General features: G+C 26.5%; 1 pseudogene. It reads left to right on the plus strand.

Annotated features, from left to right (window positions below):
- A pseudogene (locus tag GQX97_RS12435) lies at positions 1-1,001 on the plus strand (hypothetical protein); the annotation flags it as partial.

The following is a 1,001-nucleotide window of genomic DNA, read 5'->3' on the forward strand; positions in this document are numbered from 1 at the left end:
GATATGATATCTATACATTATTTATTGGCAAAATCCGGAGGATATTATTTTAATCAAGGATATACTTATTATCATCAAACTAATGTAAACAATTATGCTAATCTTACAAATAATATTACAAACTCTCAATGGTATAATGAAATAGCTGTTGCAATTAATTTTGATAATGAYATGAGATTAAATTTACCAATAGCAGTAGCAGTAAATAACTATTCACAAAGATATACAACAAACAATAGCACTAAAGATACATTAAGCCATCAATATATAAACACCGCAACAAATTCTTTTGATAMTTCTGTGAGATTATTATTTTATCCAGAGTTTATGATGCCTTTAGTAGCAGGACCTTTACAAAAACTAACTTTCAATTTAGGATTGGAGTTTGACCTTTACAAAGAYAATCAAAATWKATTTRTWTTAAACTCAACTAATATATCACCAAATGAAATAGATAAAGTAATAAATGGAAGCTTAGCTAAAAGCAATCAAACTTATAATCTTAATATGAGTTTTGATATTAGTGTTGCTCCTACTTTAGAATGGAATATTATAGACAGAGTAATAAAATTAACAACAGAGCCTAGATTAGGTTTAAGATTAGATATAACAAATTTGGGTACAACTTATGTAATGTCTAATACTTATGATAATGTAAATAATACAATAGATGAAAATAATTTAATAGCAACAGGCGATATACTTCATAATGCAATAAGTATTATTCCATATTTAGAAATACCAGTTGGTACTACAATAAAACCTTTAGAATGGTTTGAAATTAGAGCTGGAATAAAATATGGAATAGATATGAATATATATTCTTTATACAGAGAAACAGCCCAAAAAGAAGTAATAAAAACACTTGAAACAGATTTTGTATCAAAATTAGGAATGTATGCTGGTCTTGGTTTTTCTTGGAAAGACAGACTATTTCTTGATTTATTCTTAGATTTAGCTGTAACAAGTAAACAAGAATCTATATGGGTTAATGGTGTTGG

The organism is Brachyspira sp. SAP_772, from assembly GCF_009755885.1.
In the GTDB taxonomy this organism is placed as follows: Bacteria; Spirochaetota; Brachyspiria; order Brachyspirales; family Brachyspiraceae; genus Brachyspira.